Source organism: Mesorhizobium sp. M0816 (assembly GCF_040320005.1).
Taxonomy (GTDB): domain Bacteria; phylum Pseudomonadota; class Alphaproteobacteria; order Rhizobiales; family Rhizobiaceae; genus Mesorhizobium.
In genome coordinates, this window is the sequence record NZ_JAMYOT010000059.1 from 1 (window position 1) to 17,955 (window position 17,955).

At 60.6% G+C, this 17,955-nt stretch carries 11 protein-coding genes, 3 pseudogenes and 1 riboswitch; of the genes and pseudogenes, 8 read left to right on the top strand and 6 right to left on the bottom strand.

Annotated features, from left to right (window positions below):
* On the top strand, nt 1-755 hold a 755-nt coding region (locus tag NKI17_RS35515), incomplete at its 5' end, for a helix-turn-helix domain-containing protein (protein ID WP_352907770.1).
* Between the two features lie 31 nt (nt 756-786).
* On the opposite strand, the pseudogene NKI17_RS35520 reads toward NKI17_RS35515, so the two are convergent.
* Nucleotides 787-1,107: pseudogene (locus NKI17_RS35520) on the bottom strand (ATP-binding protein); the annotation flags it as partial.
* Nucleotides 1,040-2,606 (bottom strand): annotated as a pseudogene (istA, locus tag NKI17_RS35525) (IS21 family transposase). The pseudogenes NKI17_RS35520 and istA, both read right to left, overlap by 68 nt.
* A gap of 404 nt (nt 2,607-3,010) precedes the next feature.
* A riboswitch (SAM-I-IV-variant riboswitch) is annotated at nt 3,011-3,111 on the top strand.
* Nucleotides 3,112-3,372: 261 nt separating this feature from the next.
* Between istA and NKI17_RS35530 the strand changes: the two are divergent.
* A complete protein-coding gene (locus NKI17_RS35530; RefSeq protein WP_352907771.1) occupies nt 3,373-3,555 on the top strand; it encodes a hypothetical protein in 183 nt (60 codons plus the stop codon).
* Between the two features lie 20 nt (nt 3,556-3,575).
* On the opposite strand, the gene NKI17_RS35535 is transcribed toward NKI17_RS35530, so the two are convergent.
* Nucleotides 3,576-6,092, bottom strand: a complete 2,517-nt coding sequence (locus NKI17_RS35535; RefSeq protein ID WP_352907773.1) for an AAA family ATPase — start codon at nt 6,090-6,092, stop codon at nt 3,576-3,578.
* Nucleotides 6,093-6,778: 686 nt separating this feature from the next.
* Complete coding sequence (locus NKI17_RS35540; protein WP_352907775.1) at nt 6,779-7,366, bottom strand: HNH endonuclease family protein; 588 nt, start codon at nt 7,364-7,366, stop codon at nt 6,779-6,781.
* 413 nt (nt 7,367-7,779) lie between these two features.
* Between NKI17_RS35540 and NKI17_RS35545 the strand changes: the two genes are divergently transcribed.
* From NKI17_RS35545 to NKI17_RS35565, 5 genes and pseudogenes are all read left to right on the top strand, one after another.
* Entirely contained in the window at nt 7,780-8,025 is a 246-nt protein-coding gene (locus NKI17_RS35545; RefSeq protein ID WP_352907777.1) for a glyoxalase superfamily protein, read from the top strand.
* Nucleotides 8,026-8,181: 156 nt separating this feature from the next.
* Nucleotides 8,182-10,815: pseudogene (locus tag NKI17_RS35550) on the top strand (TM0106 family RecB-like putative nuclease); the annotation flags it as partial.
* A gap of 155 nt (nt 10,816-10,970) precedes the next feature.
* Nucleotides 10,971-11,564, top strand: a complete 594-nt coding sequence (locus tag NKI17_RS35555) for a DEAD/DEAH box helicase (protein ID WP_352907778.1) — start codon at nt 10,971-10,973, stop codon at nt 11,562-11,564.
* Between the two features lie 79 nt (nt 11,565-11,643).
* On the top strand, nt 11,644-11,832 hold the full coding sequence (locus NKI17_RS35560) for a hypothetical protein (RefSeq protein WP_352907780.1): 189 nt from the start codon (nt 11,644-11,646) through the stop codon (nt 11,830-11,832).
* 410 nt (nt 11,833-12,242) lie between these two features.
* Nucleotides 12,243-12,998 carry a DUF899 family protein gene (locus tag NKI17_RS35565; RefSeq protein ID WP_352907781.1) on the top strand — a complete coding sequence of 252 codons (756 nt, stop codon included), beginning with the start codon at nt 12,243-12,245 and terminating at the stop codon, nt 12,996-12,998.
* A gap of 385 nt (nt 12,999-13,383) precedes the next feature.
* On the opposite strand, the gene NKI17_RS35570 is transcribed toward NKI17_RS35565, so the two are convergent.
* On the bottom strand, nt 13,384-15,039 hold the full coding sequence (locus NKI17_RS35570; RefSeq protein ID WP_352907783.1) for an acetolactate synthase large subunit: 1,656 nt from the start codon (nt 15,037-15,039) through the stop codon (nt 13,384-13,386).
* Between the two features lie 168 nt (nt 15,040-15,207).
* Between NKI17_RS35570 and NKI17_RS35575 the strand changes: the two genes are divergently transcribed.
* A complete protein-coding gene (locus tag NKI17_RS35575; protein WP_352516988.1) occupies nt 15,208-16,155 on the top strand; it encodes a DUF5996 family protein in 948 nt (315 codons plus the stop codon).
* A 345-nt stretch (nt 16,156-16,500) separates the two neighbouring features.
* Here NKI17_RS35575 and NKI17_RS35580 read toward each other — a convergent pair whose 3' ends face one another.
* Nucleotides 16,501-17,649 (bottom strand): RHE_PE00001 family protein, encoded by a 1,149-nt coding sequence (locus NKI17_RS35580; protein ID WP_352907785.1) that lies wholly within the window; start codon nt 17,647-17,649, stop codon nt 16,501-16,503.
* Between the last annotated feature and the right edge of the window lie 306 nt (nt 17,650-17,955).

Genomic DNA, 17,955 nt, shown 5'->3' on the forward strand with positions numbered 1-17,955 from the left:
ACCGGCTTGTAGCAGGCGAACTGGAGCGACGCTGGAATGCCGCGCTCGTAGCCGTCCGCGAGCGTCAGGACGAGCTTGACGCGCTCGACCGCCACAAGCCTGAAGCTCTGGGAGAAGAGGAACGGCGGAGCCTGCTGCGCATGGGCGCCGATCTCGAACTGGCATGGCATCATGCCAACGCCACCGCCACCACGCGCAAGCGGATCATCCGTGCCGTGATCCGCGAGATTGTCGTCGCCATCGAAGACGACCACATCAAAATGCTGGTGCATTGGCAGGGCGGCGACCATACCGCGCTTTCGGTCAGGAAGAACAAGGCAGGCCATCACCGTTGGGGCGCCCCGCCGGACATCGAGGACCTGATCCGTGCCCTGGCACGCCAATTGCCGGATAGAGCGATCGCATCGCTTCTCAACCGGCTCGGCAAAACCACGGGTCGTCTGAACGGATGGACGCAGTCCCGTGTCTGCACTTTCCGCAACCAGCACGACATCGCCGTCTACAAAAAGGACGAACGGTCGGAGCGCGGCGAGCATACATTGCAGGAAACGGCTGCGAAGCTCGGCCTGCGGCCAATGACCGTGCTGCGCATGATCCGCGCCGGCGATCTGAAGGCCGAGCAGTATTGCAAGGGTACGCCCTGGATCATCCGTCATGAACATATCGAGCAACTCGATATCCAGCACCATTCCGGCAGGAGCGGACACAGTCCATTATCACAATCACAGGATCAGCAGATCCAGCTTTTTCAATAACATAGCGAGGTGTGCATTATGTCGTGGGATCGGTGCCGCCGATGAGCACGGCGTTGCGCTGGTCGGCGACGAAGGTGCCGTTGGCAAGGTCCCGGACCAGTACCTCGTTGACCGGCGTACCGTCGAAGTCGAACTCATCGATATCCTTGGCGATCGGCAGCTTGGCGACAGTGAGCTGGTATTTGATGGAGCGGGCCTGCTTCTCGGCGATCTCGGCCGACAGCAGATCGCCGACGATCCTCGGCGGCTCATGCTGGCGCTTGATGCCTATCGCCATGACCTCGTCATAGGCGCCGCGCATCCCGTAGAGCTTCAGCGTCCCCATTAGTTCCAGAACCTGCGTGCGTTCCATCAGCTTGCCCTCCTGAGGCTGTCGTAGCGGGCGCAGTCGGCCTGCGGCTCGTGTTGCAGGCGAAGTGCGTCCGGGGTGAGAATGGTGACGGCCGGCGCCGGATCGCGCCGCCGTGCCAGTATGTTGATGATGATGGCGGCGGAGCAGACGTTCTGGTCGATCGCTTCCTGACAGGCAGCCTCCACGGCATCGATGCCGTCGGTCAACACCGCAGCCAGGATCGACACCACCTGCCGGTCGCCGTCATGCGCCGCCTTCAATCTGCGTCGGATACGCTCCATCGCCGACGGCAGAACCCAGCCCTGGAACGGCGCGCCGTTGCGCAGTGCACCGGGCTTGCGGGCAAGGACCGGCATGTAATGCCAGGGATCGTAGATCGTGTCGCCGCGCCCGAAGGAGCGGGCATGTTCGGCGACGACCACGCCGTCCTGGCGGATGACGATCTTGCCGGCATAGGCATGGATCTCGACCGGGCGGCCGACGGCCGTCGACAGGACCGAGTATTTGTTGTTGTCGAAGCGCACCGTGCAGGTCTTCGACACCGAGGCCGGCACAGTATGGAACCCGTCGAAGGAACCGCGGTATTCAACCAGCTTGCCACGCTCCTCCTCGAACACGTTCCAGATCGTTCGTTCCGGTTGCTCGACGTGACGATGCGCCTTGGCGTAGGCGACGCACTTGTCTTGCAGCCAGGCGTTCAGCTCCTCATAGGTCTTGAAGCGCAGCCTGGGCGTGAAGAAGCGCTCGCGCACCAGCCCGACCTGGTTCTCGACCTGACCCTTCTCCCAGCCCGATGCCGGCGTGCAGGCGACCGGCTGCACCAGATAATGGCTGCACATCTGCAGGAAGCGGCGATTGTATTGGCGGTCCTTGCCAACGAAGATCGTTTCCACCGCCGTCTTCATGTTGTCGTAGATGCCGCGCGTGCAGGCGCCCCCGAAGAAGGCGAAGGCCCGGTCGTGGGCGTCGAACACCATCTCCTGCGTCTCCCGCGGATAGGCCCTGACGAACATCATGCGGCTGTGGCAGAGCCGGACATGGGCGACCTTCACGGTCACTGTCACGCCGTTGATCAGGACGATCTCGTGGCTCCAGTCGAACTGGTAGACCTCGCCCGGCGCGAAGAACAGCGGCACATAGGCGTCCGCCGTCGCCGACCCCTGCGCCTTCGCCCGGCTCTTCGCGTATCGGCGGACGGCGTCGTAGCTGCCGTCATATCCCCGCTCGCGAAGCTCTTCGTAAATCCGGATCAGCGTCAGCCGTTCGCGGGCCACCTTGCCGTGGTTGGCCGCAAGAAGGCGGTCGAGCTCGTTCCTCCAGGGACCGATCTTCGGCATCGGCTGGTGCTCGCGCTCGTAACGGAACTCCGTCGCGTCGGAGCGCAGCACCTTGCGCACTACCTTCCGCGAGATGCGCAACTCGCGGCAGATCTCCTTGATCGACTTCCCCTGGACCAGCGACAGCCGGCGTATCTTCGCAATCGTCTCCACAACCAACATCCAAAACAAATGCCTCCGATTAAAATCGGAGGCAGTCTGAAGCCCCTGCGTTACAGGGGTTCTTTTTGGATGCCGATCACCCCTGAAACAGGGTCCTTATTCCACGCCGAAACACAATCATCGCCTACCGCGTGACCGACAACGTCGAGATCACCAACGTGTTTTACGGCGGCCGCGACTACGAGGCCCTGTACCATGCCGGCGAACCCGACTGACAGCGCGCCTGGTCAGATGCCGCCGGCTTTGGTGCATAGAATGGCATTGGCCATTTTTGGGTATACTTCAATGCGCCCAGCTTACCGCACTAGCTCAAAATGAAAAGTAGCAATCCTATTTAACCACCCTTTGATGAACCACTTATTTGAGCTGTCAGTTGCCACGGACGCATTCATCGATCACCGTCTGGCTTGCATCAAGAGGAGGGCTCGCCCTCGCCAACCTGCCTTGCCGGGCAAGGTGGTTTCCCGAATGGGGATGCGGCCGATCGGCAACGAAACGGGCGTAGCAATCAACCCTCCTAGTGCGGAGCATAGGAGGGTTTGTTTTTGCCTAAACATGATCTCATTGCATCACGCCAACTGAAGTCCGACCAATCAAAAAGCTTCTATACCGTCTTGTGCCGCATAATGACGGTGCCGTTTTGCGGAAGAGCAACGTGCTCGACTGATAGCACAGACAGGCGCGGTGAATGCACCGTTGTGGTAATCCGGCAATATGACGCTTTCCGTGTAGATGCAATATGACGCTTTCCGTGTAGATCACAGCGATGCCGCCGAGATCGCTAGCCGCATCGTTCAGCGTTCTGGCTGCGGATGCGACAATCTCTATGTACATGGCGGCGGCGGAAGGAACCGAGTGGGAGTCGTTCTGGAAAGAGGTTCTGGAAGTGCTTTGGTATGCCGAGCCCATGGAAGGTGGCGATGGCGAAGAGAACTTAACGTTGCACTGACGGTTCACGCCGTCAGTTCTTCAAAGATAGGTCTTCTTGAGAAACCGAAGATCGCCAAGCGCGACCTTCAAAACGCCAGCCGCCGGGATAGCGTCATCGTGCTTCGCGGGGTTCAGCGCGCCGCCCATCGCGCGCAGCTTTCCGGGGTGCGACGGGTCGAGGGTCAGAAGCGGCTCGACCAACGGCGCGAGATGACCGAGATTCTTGAGGCTGTAGTCGTTGAGTGAAGCGGCCGCGTCGCCCTTCGCCCGCCGTTCCTTGATAAGCATCTCCTTGCAAAACCGCTCGGCGGCGTCGCGTATCACCTCACCGCCCTGCTTGTGCAGGCTTGGATGACCGCCGCGCACGAGAATTTCGGCTTTCATGAATTTCGTCTCAAGGTCATCGGCGGTGTTGGCGACCGCCGCACCATCTGCCGGGCTTCGCAGGTCGATCTGGAAGAGGCCGATGCCTTGATGAAGATACCGCTCGCCTAAGTCCTTCCATGTTTTTTGATCTTGCGTCAGCACGATCACCTGCATCCCGAGACTGATGAGCTCCTCGATCACCAGGGCGTTGAAGAAGGCGCGATAATCCTCGTCGCTTGACAGGATGGGGTCGTCCAGCACGACGAATCCTGCCTTCTCGTTCACCGCGCGGGCAAGGAACAGCGCAAGGCCAAGACAGTGAAGCTGCGACATGCTGAAGACGGCGACGACGTCGCGAAACTGCGGGCTGCTCCGATCAGGAGCAATCGACAGGCCCGCCTTGAAATCAATGGTGCGGCGCGCGCCGGGCCGCTGCTTTACGCCATCGAAGAAGCTGGGCTCTTCGGGCCTGAGAATATCCCACCATTTCTGAACGCCGTCGCTGAGATCGCCGAATTTCTCGTCAAGGACGGTCTCGTTCCCCTTGTCGATCTGCTTGATGGCTTGCGCGAGCTCCTTCGCGGCTTCCGCATATGCGGTACGCTCGATCATCGCCGATCGCAGCGCTGCGGGGCCGCCCGCAAGCTCGATAAGCTCCTGCCATCCCGCCGTCTCGCTCTGCGCGTCGACGATGGGTTGCAAACCTGCTCGAACCTTCTCCTCGGACGTGCCGTATGCCGCAAGCGCCGCCGCAAAATCGGCATTAGCCTCCGCGATTGCGCCGTATCCCTTTTCGATGGACGCGCACTCGTCAAACCTGTCCATGTCCGCGGCGCAGTTCTCCACAAGCCCGCTCGTCATGCGGATCACCGGCATGACGCGGCCCCTCGCGCGAGCAAGCGTCCGCAGCGAAGAAAGCCATCCTGATATGTCGGCATTCGCATCCGCCCCAAGCAGCTCGCGGATGCGCTCAACCCGAAACCCGCGTGCCCGCCGGAACTTCGAGGGATTGGTGATGAAGATCGGCAGTGCCTCGCCGAGCGCGGTCGCAAGATTGGATAACCCTGTTGCCATCGGACCAAGGATTTCACGGGCTTCCTTCAACGCCTTCTGAAAGGCTTCGGTGTCGGCCACGCGCTCACGGAGCAGCGCAATCCGCTCCGGGGTCAATGTGTCGTCGGCCCCGCAAAGCGGGCAGTCGACAGGATGCTCTGCCTCATGCACGGCAGGCAGGGCGAGCGCCTCGCGAAACAAGTTCGCAAGGCGGCGCACTTCCGCATCGACCTTCGCGCGCTCCTCCACGAAACGATGCAGGCTTTCAAACTTTTCGGGCGCGGGCGCTGTCCATGCTGACAACGCCTTGCGGCCAAACCCTTTGAGCGGGAACGTCTTCGCCTGCTTCTCCGCAAGCAGCGCAACGACACGCGCCTTCCGTTCATCATCGCCGGGCGGCGCGGCTTCACCATTCGCTTCGATGAGGCCCTTAAAGGCCGCGGAAAACGATGCCGTAAGCTCAACCTCGCTCGGCACTTTCAAAAGAAACGGCTTCAAATGCTGCGCCGCCCCCGGCACTGATGCCGCGAGCGTGAACTTTGCCAGAAGCGGGTTTTCAGGCGCGGCGATCTCCTTTTCGAGCGCTGCCACCTGGCTGCGAAACTCGTCAAGATCGGTCACTTCAAGCAGTGCCTTGAAGTAGCTCGCCCGGTCCTGGGGCCGGGCCGAGAACACGTAGCCGAGCGTATGTTGCGCAAGGACCGGCGCGCGCAGCGGCGGCTGCGACAACCGGATGCCGAGCGCCGCAAGCCCTCCCTCCTTCGACGGCGCGCCGTCGACGGTCAGCGCCGTCGTACATTCCTGCTTTTTGCCATAGTCGGTTGTGAGCGTGCGCCTGACGACATACTCCTTGCCGTCCATTCCCAGGATGGTCGCCTGAACGAACACCTCCGCCCCTGCGGGGAGATGCGCGTTCTGTAAGGAATCGGCAAACTCATCCTGCCCGCTCGCCATCAGGGCGCGGCGGACGATTTCACCGGTCAGCAGGAACTCGACCGCCTCGGCAAGGCTCGTCTTGCCCTGGCTGTTCGGCCCCCAGATCGCTGCCAGCAGTGAGGGGAATTCAAGCGTCTGCGGGTTTCGGCCGAACGCCCTGAATCCCTGAATCTCAAGCTTATTGATTTTACACAGGGTCATGCTTGGCCGTCAGCGCGTCAATTCGGTCGAGCATTGCCTTGCGCAAGGGCGGGCGCGGGTCGCCATCGCCAGCTGCGATGCGGGCGGCAACCAATTCTGCCGCAAGGCTTCCTACCTTCAGGTGGCCCTGTAGCCGCACGAGATTGCTCTGCGGCTCATCTTCTTACTGTTCTCCCTCGCTCACGCTATTCCCCCAAGCCCGTCTGTTCTTACAGCACCCCGTACTGGATTGCCGGAAGTATATCACCAGTCGCGAAAACCGCGATCTGCAACTCGGCTTTCTACCTTATGAAATTCACCCTTTTCCTCCTTCGTGCGCGCGTCCCGCACGTCCTTCTTCTCTCGGCTCTTTCGCACCCTCGTCAGCTAAGGGCCGCAAGTGCATTGCACACCTCGGCTCCGTTCCAGCCGCAAGCGGTGCAGCCCGCTGCCGGGGCGCGTGAACCGGCCCGTACGAAGGCAGCGGCGGTCATCACAAGCCGAGCTTTCGCAGCTGATGCGTCCAGAGCTGATGATGCTGCTTCGCAGGATAGCAGCCGAACTGCCGATACTTTCGGCGGGGTCGACGGAACTGCGGAACGCTCACGCGAACGTTCAGAATATCCGCAGGGCTCTCGCCGCTCCGAGCTTCAGGCTCGGTTGACCGGGGCACGCGGCAGCCCGGTTTCCGGGCTGCCGCCTTTGCTTCAGGCGCTGGGCCAAACCCTGTTGGATGTCGCGGCAAGCCTTCCAGCTCGGGCAGCAATCTCAGGCTCCGACCAGGCTTCAACTGTTGCGATCTCGCGATTCAGCGCGAGCAACGACTTCGCGATCTTCTCGCGCTTTGCTGCCCATTTGCCATTGCCGATGCTGGGGTTTAGGGCCTCGGTGAGAAGCGTCAGATTGCCGAGCGTATCAATCGCCCTTTGCCGCGCGTCCATCTGCGCCTTCTGCTCGTCGGTGAGAACATGGTTCCCGACTGTTGCCTCAAAGGACGATTCAACCGGCACCGAAGAGCCGTTCGCCAGCGGCCAGTGTGTCGCCCATTTGCGCGGCATTACGTGCTCGACAGTGAGATTGGTCGTTGCCACCGTCACCTCGTCGAATCGCGTGCGAGTCCCGTACTCAATTTGCTCCAGGATATAACGCAGTCGCGGCGTCGGCATCACGCCATACGCCCTGCGCCGCACAAACGCTTCTGCCACCTCAAGGTCGGTCGGCATGCGCGAGGCATCGCCCATCAGCTCGGCAAGATGCTGGCGGAAGGCGACGAGAGGTTCCGGGGCCTCGCGCATCCGCTACCGAACCATACGAATATGCGGATAACCAGATCTATCTGTTTCCGTTAGGTTTTCGGCTTGGCGTTGTTTAGCGGGCTTTCAACGCGAGCCCCTCTTCTATGGATCATGGGGTTCCGCTGGCGTAGGGATTGGTCCTGCCGCTCTTCATTGAGCGGTGTGCCGTCCGACGCCATCGACGAGGCGCCAACGCCCCTAAGTGGATAAACCACCGGGCTCCGGCTCCCTACCTTGACGTCAAATCCGCAACAGCCCACAGTAACGATCGCCTCTGCGCACAGGCCCGTGTGCCCACCATGCGAAGCTCATGGCAGTGCGACGAACCTGGTCAGCTTTGAGACCGTTCCCGGTTGGGCGGATTTGACTAGCGGTGGGCAATTGGTCGGATCCGTTGCTATCAGGAATGGATCATGGCTGCGATTGAATCCCTCGACACCATTAAGACCTTCGCCAAAAAGCTCGCGCGCGCCCGATGCATCAAACACATCATCGCGCTCGAGATGACCGCCCAGCAACTGGGCTATCCGCACTGGAATGCTCTGACGGCCGACTACAAGAAGGGCCGCAGGGGTCGCTACGACATCCTTCAAATAAACCGTCGGCAAGGGCGACTCCAACGAGTGCTGTTCGGTCAGCAAGAATCATCGCTCGTTTAATATTCGCTATGATCATAGGCTCAACTCCGCAAGGATTTTTTGGGGGTATATCTTGGGCTTATGTTTGAACCGAATCTTCGGACGCGTTACGATAAATTCAATAGCTTTCTCCGCGCGAGAGAAGCCTAGATTAGTTTTGGTCAAAATTAGATGAAAATGGCGGGCGACGCCTTTTTACTTAGTGCATCTGATCTCGTCGGGCACCTAAACTGCCGTCATCTGACGGAGCTTGACGTGGCGGTCGCCAAGGGCACGCTCGCAAAGCCCAAGGTGTGGGACCCACTGCTTCAGATCCTTTGGGAGCGTGGCGCCCGTCATGAGCAGGGCTATGTCGATCACCTCAAGGCTAACGGATTTGCTGTCACCGTTGTCGAGGGAATAGGTGTCGATGACGGAGCGGTCGCGCAAACACGCGAGGCAATGGAAGGCGGTGCCGAGATCATAGTGCAGGGCGCCTTCCGGTCCGGCAATTGGATCGGGCGCACGGACATATTGCGGCGGATCGATATCCCTTCCGACCTCGGCTCATGGTCCTATGAGGTGATTGACACGAAGCTTGCGCGGGAAACCAAGGGCGGCACCGTTCTGCAGCTTTGCCTCTACTCTGACCTGGTCTCCAGTGTTCAAGGATTGCGACCCGCTTTTTGTTATGTCGTAGCGCCGTGGTCGAACTATGAACCGCAGGCCTATCGCGTGGACGACTATGGCGCGTATTTCCGGCACGTCCGCGACGACCTGGCGGCGGCGGTCGGCGCTCTCGACGGACAAGAGATTTACCCCGATCCGCTGGAGCATTGCGATATTTGCCGCTGGCAAAAGCGATGTGACGCCCGACGTCGAGCGGATGACAATCTCTGCCTCGTTGCTGGAGCGACGAAGGTGCAGATTGAGGAACTTAAGCGGCAGGGCGTGCAAATTACGGCCGCGCTTGCCGCGATGCCCGTGCCGCTAACTTGGAAGCCCTCACGTGGCGCAGCTCAGTCCTACGGGCGCATCCGCGAGCAGGCGCGGATCCAGGTTGAGGGTCGGGAAGCGGGCACGCTGCTGCATGAACTGTTGGCAGTCGTGCCTGGATTCGGCCTCGCCTGCCTACCAGAATCATCTCCGGGCGACATTTTTTTCGACCTGGAGGGTGATCCGTTCGTTGGCGAAGGCGGGCTTGAGTATTTGTTCGGGTACGCATTCCTAAAGGACGACGGCTCAATCGCCTACACGGCGGACTGGTCGTTTTCGCGTGAAGCGGAAAAGGCAACGTTCGAGCGCTTCGTAGATTTCGTGATAGCGCGGCTGGGGACATATCCTAACCTCCACATCTACCATTACGCACCGTATGAACCGGCTGCACTGAAGCGGTTAATGGGACGCTACGCGAGCAGGCAGGAGGAAATTGACTTCCTCCTCCGCTCAAGGCGTTTCGTTGATCTTTATGGTGTCGTGCGAAACGGCCTGCGGGCAAGCGTTGAGAGCTATTCAATCAAGAAGCTCGAACCCCTCTACGGGTACGTGCGGGAAACAGCGCTGTCGGATGCCAACAAGGCGCTCGCCAAGGTGCAGGCATGCCTGGAACTGGGCGATCTCAATTTTATCGAAGCAGCTGAGCGCGACGTGGTGGCAGGGTACAATCGCGATGATTGCCTCTCGACGCTGGGGCTTCGGGACTGGCTCGAGAGCAGCCGGACATCGTTGATCGAACAGGGCATCGCGGTCCCTCGCCCGGCGGTGCCGGCGGGTGAGCCAAGTGAAGAGCTCGGCGAACGGCAGGAAAAGGTCAACACCCTAATTGCGCGCCTGACGGAGGGGGTACCGGCCGACGCCGCAGAGCGAACGGCGGAGCAGCATGGGCGGTGGCTGCTTGCATATTCGCTCGACTGGCACCGGCGTGAGCAGAAGGCGCTTTGGTGGGAGTATTTTCGTTTGTCTGACCTGGCGGCAGACGATCTGCTTGACGAACGCGCGGCACTGTCTGGTCTAACCTTCGTTGCCGCCACTGGTGGAACAGCGAAGGCTCCCATTCATCGTTATAGCTTTCAGCCGCAGGAGACTGAATTCCGCGGCGGCGAAAATCTCCACAATGTAGGCGGCGCGAAATTCGGCTCCGTCGACGACATTTCGTTAGAAGAGCGATGGATCGACATCAAGAAGCGCGGTGACAGTGCCGAAATCCACGCCGATGCGGTCTTCGCTCACAAAGTCATTGACGCCGACATTCTAGCCGACGCGCTGTTTCAGATAGGCGAGTATGTCGCGGATCACGGCATGGAAGGTGACGGGCCGCACCTTGCCGCACGCGACCTCCCCATGCGCCTGCCGCCCCGAACAGGCGGAGAGCCTATACAAGTGGAGGGCGAGACAACACTCAACGCTGCACTTCGGATCGCGCCAGCTCTGGAGGGAGGCGTATTTCCGATTCAAGGGCCGCCCGGCGCTGGCAAGACCCATACTGGCGCGAGGATGATCTGCGCGCTCGTGGCCGCCGGGCGAAGGGTTGGCATTACCGCCAACAGCCATAAGGTTATCCGCAATCTTCTTGATGAGGTCGTGAAAGCGGCCGACGAGATGGGCATCGGCGTGCAATGCATCCAAAAGCCTTCCGAGATAGAGGATGACCAGCCACGGTTGCGTTTTGCCAAGAACAATGCCGCGCTGCTGGACGCAATTAGCAACGGCTGCAACGTTGCTGGAGCGACTGCCTGGCTATGGGCTTCACCGGAGGCGACCGGCGCGGTGGACGTGCTCTTTATCGATGAAGCAGCCCAGATGTCACTCGCGAATGTCCTGGCGGTCTGTCAGGCAGCAAAGAGCGTAGTGCTGCTCGGCGACCCGCAGCAACTTGAACAACCAATGCAGGGCAGCCATCCCGAAGGTACCGATGTCTCCGCCCTGCATCACCTCCTTCACGGAGAACAGACCGTCAGGTCATCTAGGGGCTTATTTCTGGCCGAGACGTGGCGGCTGCACCCGGATCGTACACCTCAGAACTCTTCTACGGCGGGCGACTTCGCCCCCGTGCTGGGTTGGAGCGTCAGCAGATTATTTCGACCAGCCGTTTTTCCGGCACTGGCCTTTGCTACGTGGCTGTTTCTACCGAAGGCAACCAAAGCAGTTCGCCTGAGGAAGCAACTTGTGTGCACGCGATGGTCGCGGAGATTCTTGGCTCCGGCGCGACCTGGATCGACAGGAATAATGTCGAACGGCCTTTGACGCTCTCGGATATCCTAATCATTGCGCCCTACAATGCTCAGGTTTTCGAGCTTCAAGATCGATTGCCTGGGGCACGAGTCGGCACGGTCGATAAGTTCCAGGGCCAGGAAGCGCCCATCGTTATCTACTCCATGACGACATCGAGCTACACCGACGCGCCGCGCGGAATGGAGTTCTTGTACTCACCAAACAGGTTGAATGTAGCGACATCTCGCGCAAAATGTCTCTGCATCCTCGTGGCATCGCCTTCGTTATTTGAAGCAAGGTGCCGCACGCCACGGCAGATGCAACTCGCAAACGCGTTTTGCCGCTATCTTGAGATGGCGAACGAGAACTGAGGAAAACACGCGCCACCGATTGTCGGACGGGATCCCCTCCAAGTCGCCTCTACCATCGATCACATTGGGGAGTATCTTCGTGGCCTGGGTCCAGGGTCATGTTGCAGCATTCAGTAAGAACTATGAACAGCGGATGATTGGCGTATTGATGCTGGATTTCGAGTTTCGCAATGCTTTCTGTCATCAGATTTTCCCCCTTTTGCCGAAGCCGCAACGGCGATGTGCAGCGGCGCTCCAGCCTGGCCACGGGCAATTTCCTCCCATCTGAGATTAGAGTCCGGCCTCGATTGAAAGGCGGACTGATCAAGAGAAAGTGACCCTGCCAGGTCTCACGAATTTCTCAATTCTTTTAGCCAAGGCATGACTTCATCCATGTTGAACGGGAAAGCACATGCACAAGATTAGGAGTCCAGGCCAGCTGCACTGCACGGAAGGCGCTTTCATAGGGCATGGTCGCTCTGACGACTCCCTCTCACTTTTCTAAAGAATACACCGTCGCTTCATCCGCGCGTTCTCTGACGCCCTTGAACGAGGGATGCCGGAGTTTCTGGTCGTCGGTCTACGGCGTCAGTGTCTGGCAGGAGCCTGCGGCTGCTCAACGGCCGGCATCGTACCTAATCATAATCTTCGAGTATGGTGGATCAGCCGATGCGGGAGGCGAGCACGGGAGGTCGAGTCATGGGTGTCACCTTCAAGGGCGAGAGCGCCGACTATCGCGCCGCGCGCGACAGGCTCTTGCAATCCGAAATCGCGCTGCGCCGGCAGATGGAGGCAGTAGCCGCCGAGCGACGTGCTCAGCCGCCTGGGCCGTTGGTCGAGATGGATTATCAGTTCGAGCGAATCGGCGCGGACGGCAAGCCGCAGAAGGTGAGGCTGTCGGACCTGTTTGCACCAGGCACGACATCGCTGTTGATTTACAACATGATGTTCCCACGCCACGCGCTGGACGATCGGCCGCAGCCCTCGACCGGCCTTTTTGCCGACCTGCCTCGTGAGGAAACGCCATGCCCTTCCTGCACGGGTTTGCTCGACCAGTTGAACGGCGCGGCGCACCATTTCTGTGCCGCCGGCTTCAATTTTGCGGTGGTCACGCAAGCGCCCGTGGAGCGCGCACAGGCTTTTGCAGACCAGCGCGGCTGGAGGAACCTCGACATGCTTTCGGCTGTCGGCACAACGTTCAAGCAGGATTTCAACGCACTGTTTGAGGACGGGCAACTCGCCCCGATGACCCATGTCTTCCAGAAGACGCCAGATGGTATCCGCCATTTCTGGTCGTCCGAAATGATGTACGCCGAGTCCGATCCTGGCCAGGATCCGCGCCAGCAGGGCACGATCGAGCCGCTGTGGAACATGATGGACCTGATGCCCGAGGGCCGGCCGGACTTCGATGAACAGGTGGAATATGCGGGACAGGATGTTGCGAATGAGAGCTGACCCCTCTGCGACTTGCTGATCCGGGACATTTCGTCGGCTCTGTCGCAAACCCGGTGGTAGGGTCATGAACAGCCATGTTCCCGCCGGACACATGGTTCGTCTCCGTGCCGCCCTCCGCAGCCGTAGCGCTCGACGCGAGCCTGGGAATTGTAGCGTCTCACCAGAAAGCGCTACTAAGGATTCGGTTTGAGAATTGCCGGTTGGCGGTGCCCGATGAAGTGCACCTTGGCAAAGGGCACACTGGGCGCCATTTCCCGACATTGCATTGATGCTTCGACTGCAACCAATTCATGAAGCCTCTTCCTACGAGGCGAAAGCGGCCGGGGCAGGACCGCCTGCGAGGGGCTTCTCCGCTGACTTGCAGGATTGGCAGCATAGGTTCGCCTCATTCCGATTCCTTGGCCGCGAAATGCCTGCGCAGCTCTTCGACGAGGACGCGGGCATTCTCCGAATAGTCGATCGGGACGTCCACCAGATGGACGCCGCCTCCCTTGAAGGCTTCCTCCAGCGTTGGAACCAGCTCCTCCGCTGCGCCGACGCGGGAACCGCTGGCCCCGTACGACTCGGCGTAGCGGACGAAGTCGGGATTGCCGAATGTGAGCCCGAAGTCCGGAAATCCGTCGACCGCCTGCTTCCAGCGGATCATGCCGTAGGCGGAATCGTTGAGGATCATCACGACAAGGTTAAGCCTCAAGCGAATGGCTGTCTCGAGTTCCTGGGAGTTCATCATGAAGCCGCCGTCACCGCATACCGCCATCACGCGGCGCTCGGGATAGAGGAGCGACGCCATGATCGCCGACGGCAATCCCGCCCCCATGGTCGCGAGCGCGTTGTCGAGCAGCAACGTGTTCGCATGATGGGTGCGGTAGTTGCGGGCGAACCAGATCTTGTACATGCCGTTGTCCAGGCAGACGATGCCGTCCTCGGGCATGACCGTTCTGACGTCGTGTACGATGCGCTGCGGCTTGATCGGGAAACGATCCTCCAGGCTGCGCTCGTTGATCCGCGACAGAATCGTCTGACGAAGCTCGATGATCTTCGTGTCGGGGCTGAGCCGACCCTCAAGCCGATCGGCGAGCACGGCCGCGGTCGTGCCGATGTCGCCAACCACTTCGGCGTCGGGGTGGAACACCTGTTCGACTGTCGCGGACGTAAACCCGATATGGATAACTTTCGGGCCGCCCTCGTCGCGCATCAGGAATGGTGGCTTTTCAACCGTGTCGTGTCCAATGGCGATGATCAGGTCCGAAATTTCGATCGCATCATGGACATAATCGCGCTCGGAAAGTGCTGCCGTTCCGACATAGAGGTTTGAACCGCCGTCGACCGCCCCCTTGCCCATCTGCGTATTGAAGAACGGGATGCGCATCCGCCGCACGAAGTCCGAGAGCGAACCAACCAGCCGGGGGCGATTTCCGGCCGCGCCGATCATGATCAGCGGACGCTTGGCCGCCAGTATCATCTGCGCCGCACGATCAATCGCGTCGGGATGAGCGATGGGACGTTCAAGCGGATGCACCGGAATGAGTGAAGCCAACGGGATCTGCTCGGCCGCGACATCCTCGGGGAGCTCCAGGTGAACTGGCCCTGGACGCTCTTGCGCAGCAACCCTGAAAGCATCGCGCACCACGGCCGGAATGCTGTGCGGGCTGACAATTTGCCGCGTCATCTTGGTCAGCGGCCGCATTGATCCGATCACGTCGACGATCTGAAAACGGGCCTGCTTGGCTGCAAGTATTGGCTTCTGCCCGGTGATCATGATCATCGGCATTGCGCCCAGATGGGCATAGGCCGCGGCGGTCGAGAAATTGAGCGCGCCTGGTCCAAGCGTCGAGATGCAAACGCCGGGCCGCCCGGTCAGCCGTCCATGCGTGGCCGCCATGAAGCCGGCCGCCTGCTCATGCCGCGTTGTGATCAATTCGATCCGCGAGGTGCGCAACGACTCCAGGACGTCGAGATTTTCCTCGCCGGGGACACCGAAGATCCGATCCACTCCCTCATTCTCGAGGGCGGCAACGAGGAGGTCAGAGCCCTTTTGCAAATTTCGGCATCCTTGTGGTTGAAGCGGGAACCCAAATGAACGGATCGATCCTAAGCGAAACTGACAATGCCTTGGACCTACTCTATCTCAACGGGGCGGGTATTGTGACCGGAGCGAAGGGGGCACTCGCGGATTGTTGTTCAACTTTGTCGAAGGTAGGTTAGCCCGATGAACGACCGCATCCATGATCGGTGGCCGGACATACCGTATGGTCCTTGGCGCGGTACCTGCTCCGCGCTGCATCTTTATTCCCAGATCATAGGGAAATATCGGCTTGCGCGCACGCCCTGGGTGAACCATTCGTGGCACGCGACCCTCTATCCTAATGCTCGCGGCTTCACGACCGGGCTCGTGCCTGATGGAGCTGGCGGGATCGAGCTCAGCCTCGACCTGGTCGACCATCAGGTGGTCGGAGCGGCCACCGACGGACGCACTGCCCGATTTCCGCTCGAGCCGATGTCGGTCGCTTCCTTCCATGCTCACGCATTAGACCTCGTTCGCAGCCTCGGCGGGACGGCGGAGCTGAACGGCATGCCGAATGAAATCCCGAACGCGATTCCGTTCGCAGAGGACCGGGCCGAGCGGCCCTACGATGCCGATGCCGTCGCGCGCTTTTTCAAGGCAAGCATAGCGGTGACAGCCGTACTCCAGACCTTCCGCACCGCTTATCTCGGCAAGGTCAGCCCGGTGCACCTGTTCTGGGGGAGCTTCGATCTCGCAGTGACGCGCTTTTCCGGGCGGCGAGCGCCCCTGCACCCGGGTGGCATTCCCGCCCTGCCCGACGAGATCACCCGCGAAGCCTACAGTCATGAGGTTTCGTCGGCTGGCTTTTGGCCGGGCGGTGGAGCGGTCGACTTTCCCGCCTTCTATTCCTATGCCTATCCGGCACCGGCTGGCTTCGCCGCGGCAAAGATCCTTCCCGACGCCGCATACTACGAAGCGAGCCTTGGAGAATTCCTGCTGCCTTATGACGCGGTGCGCGGAGCAGCCGATCCGGAAGCGATGCTCATGGGTTTTCTCGAGAGCACCTATCGCGCCGCTGCCGACCTCGCGGAATGGGATGCCGCCGCTCTCGAATGCGCAATCGGACAACCTCGCCGACCACGGCGCCTGTAAGTGCCTTCTCGCCCAACGTTCGTAACGGATTGCCCTAGGACCTCGAAAGCGACACTGCTGAGAGCCTGTACGTGCACTTACAGCCGCAGAACTAAACAGCTGGCGATCGTCAAACGAGCGAATTGCGCGGATATCGTTGAAGAAGTCGGCTCGTAGTCGCGGTTCACATCAATGCGTTCGAAGGTTTGGCGCGCCAGAGAAGATGAGGAAACTGGATAGTCAGGGTTGCCGAGCTATGAAGTGGGAAGCCTGTTCCCGCTGCCAAGACGAAGCGACTCGCAATAGCACGGTGGTGCCGGCCGCACGCCGGCGTGCTAGGCGATCTTTCCGCGCACACGCGAGCTGTCAGAGGATCCCCCACGCCCGGTAACGTCCCCTGCCCGTGATCTCGCGCAGGCCGAGTTCGGCGACGAGATTAAGCGCGCCGCGTGTACTTAACTTCAGCTCCTTTTCGATCATCGCCGTGGAGACGAGCGGCCGGGCGAGCACCAGCTCGACCAGTTGCGGCAGCTTCGAATGCCCCCGCCGGCCGCGCAGGCGCCGAGCCATCTGCTCCCGGGCGAGCACCAGCCGGTCGTGTTCCTTCAGCCCGGCGACGGCCGCTTCAGTGACGCCCTCCAGAAACCCGATCAGCCGCGCCGTCCTGTCGCGGGCGCGCCGCCTTTCGCGCGGAATGGCGCGCAGCCCGGTGTTGAGACAGACGAGGTGTGCGCTCGTTTTTCGGACCTGCCTGAGCATGGCGCCGACGAGCAGATGTCCGAGCCAGGGCAGATGCTGCAGCGGTTCTTTTGTTTCCCACGCATCCCATAGCAGGGCGGCGCTCAGCACGGGCGGCTGGCCAGTGGTCCGGTTCAAAATGGCCCGCCAGTCCGACAGCCGTTCCTCCTCGTCCCAGTCGGGATCGTAGACGAGCGGATTTTTTTCGTCCGTCGGGACCTGTTGCGGTCGCGAAACCGGCGCGGCGGCGAGCCCGTCGAGCACGTTGCGCGTACGATCGAGCAGCGCATCGATGGCAGCAAATTCGGCGCCTAGGCCATCGTTCAGATCGTCGTTGGCCGACTCGCCCGCCTCTTCATCACCGCCGCCCTCCGCTGCCGTCGCATGACGCTCCGGTGGCAAAGCGTTCTGGGCGCTAGCGCCACGCCCGCGCAATTGGCTTAGGCCGTTCGGGCTCAGCGCCCAGTCCGGCCTGTTGGCAACAATCAGCCGCCGTGCCCGCAGCACCGCATGGGCACGGGTGAGCTCGTGGGTCGGCGTGCGGATGTCCATGTGGGTGTCGTGTAGGACCAGATCCTCGACATGGACAAGCTCGCCCTCGAGCCACAGCGCGGCGGCGGCGTCGTAGAAATGCGTGCGCGCGACAAAACCTTCGCGCACCGGACTTCTGGCCAGCCGCTCATCGAGGCGCGCCAAAGAATCCTCTGCGGTGACGAGCGGTCCCGCGAGGTCGCGCCACGGGATTGCATTGGTACGGTCAAGGTCAAAAAGAGTCATCGGGCGTCGTTCCGGCCTTCGCTCTGGCGCTGCCAATTGAAATTCTTAGGCAAAAATCGGCGCACCCGCTTGCGGCCAGTCTCCAGCCTCTCTTGATGCAAACTGGTGACGTCGTAAGCCATTGATATCGCTTTAGCCGATTCGACTTGCTGAAGCTATCTTGCACTTTGCTTCATTCACACCGGGTCTTCCGGGGGCGCCACATCACTATCGATAATGACCTCTTATCGATAGCGATTGCTCTCGCCGCCCAAATCAGCCAGAATGGGGTCAGAACAAGAACTGCTCGAAATCATACGCTAAGGC